The organism is Limnofasciculus baicalensis BBK-W-15 (assembly GCF_024178385.1).
In the GTDB taxonomy this organism is placed as follows: Bacteria; Cyanobacteriota; Cyanobacteriia; order Cyanobacteriales; family Coleofasciculaceae; genus Limnofasciculus; species Limnofasciculus baicalensis.
In genome coordinates, this window is record NZ_JAMZMM010000646.1 from 1 (window position 1) to 1,698 (window position 1,698).

Consider the following 1,698-nt stretch of genomic DNA (forward strand, 5'->3'; position numbering starts at 1 on the left):
ATTAAGGCTGCGAAGTCTTAAGAATCCCCGTGTCTTTAGACCGGGGAGTGTCAACAAGCAGGGTGCTTACACTGAGGCACAACTGCGATGCAAAATTGCGGAATTTCGCAATATGCGAGGATCGAAACATTCTAGCGTCAAGGGCGATCGCAATTTTTGATCGCTAGCTTGCAAAGGTAAACCCCTCCAGCGCTGGTGACTGAAGGGGTTTTGCTGTTTTATGGTATGGAGTTTTGGGATTTTGTTCTACTTTTGTTTGCGCTTGAGGGCTGATGCTCCGCCTAGAGCGCTAAGGGCGAGTCAGAGATAGGTAAGGGAGTTTTATTATTAGATATGCTGAAGGCTACTGCGTTATCAACTGAAAGAGTAGGAGAAGGATTAAGACTGGCTATACCAACATTCTGAAAACGACCATCTGTAGCTAAAATTGAGTTAACGCTTTGTCCTGTAACTGAATTGGGTATTTCAGCAACGATACTAAATGCTTCAACTTTAGATTGAGTGGAGATAGTGCTTGTTACAGTGATAATTCCTGCTAATATTAAATGAAATTTTAGAGGCAACTTTTGAAAATTCATAAATTCTTGCTTTAATGAGTAAAGGGCATTAATACTACTGAAATAGTTGGGCTGTTTTCTAGTATGGAGTTTTGGGATTTTATCCTACTTCTGTTTGCGCTTGATTGCTGAACCTGCGCCTAGAGTACCGAGGGCTAGTAGAGATAGGGTAGAGGTGGGTTCGGGGACAGTTTCAACGGTTGTTAGAGTGAAAGAGCCACTATCCCCAAAAAATGATGGTAATGTTTGATCTTTTTTGAGTAAAATGTTTAGTGATGAAAATGTTCCCTTTAATTGAACAGATCCATAGGCCGATCTTACACTAGAAGTAGGAATAGGATCTGACGGATGCTGGGCTAAAAATGTTGAAGGTATTCCATCAACAATCAGAGGATTTACTGAGTCAATTGCTAATCCATCTCCATCACTCCCACCATTGCCACTCAGTAAGACTAGATCGCTTCGGGTTATGCCAGATGGAGAGAAGTCATAGATCATACTGTCTAAATTAGCAACATGAAATACGGGATTAGTCACTGGCTTGCTAAAGTTAATCTGAAGAGTAGCATTTCCCATATTAGGCTCCATGTTGTAGCCAACGCGATCGCTGAGAAATTGAGATGGAGTGTAAATATTACTTTGTCTGAATTGAGAAGAACTGTTATCAATCGTTGAGGTATAGAACTCATCGCCAGTGACTGCAATTCTAAAGCTGTTATCGCCTCCGGAAAGAAGGGAACCATTGACTGATACGCTACCCAGAGAACCAGTAAATGAACCAGTTCCAGGCGCTCCTGGCGTTAAACTGGTTAAATCTAAAACTGCTCCCATTGCTGATGAATTAAAGCCGATAACAGCTATTACAGGAATAGTACAAAGCAGGCATTTATTATTCATAATCATCATTCATCCCCAAAGCATAAACAGCTAGGGAGGAATTGGTACTCCTCCCCCATATAATAATTCCTCTCTTGTATATCAAAAAGGGCAATTTGTCAAGAGATAGAGAAGTCCGATAGTTTCCAGAGGGATAACGGTAACAGAGAAGACAATAAAAAAATGTTTTGATTATTGGGTTGTGAGTACAATCAAGTTAACGGTAAGTTTGGGAATCCTCAAAAGAATAGTCACTCAAATCAAG

The 1,698-nt window shown here is 40.7% G+C and carries 2 protein-coding genes; both read right to left on the reverse strand.

Translation table 11 applies throughout. The features are described from left to right. Nucleotides 1–281: 281 nt before the first annotated feature. A complete protein-coding gene (locus NJ959_RS29105; protein WP_254015246.1) occupies nt 282–578 on the reverse strand; it encodes a hypothetical protein in 297 nt (98 codons plus the stop codon). 84 nt (nt 579–662) lie between these two features. Continuing rightward, a complete protein-coding gene (locus NJ959_RS29110; RefSeq protein WP_254015247.1) occupies nt 663–1,454 on the reverse strand; it encodes a PEP-CTERM sorting domain-containing protein in 792 nt (263 codons plus the stop codon). Between the last annotated feature and the right edge of the window lie 244 nt (nt 1,455–1,698).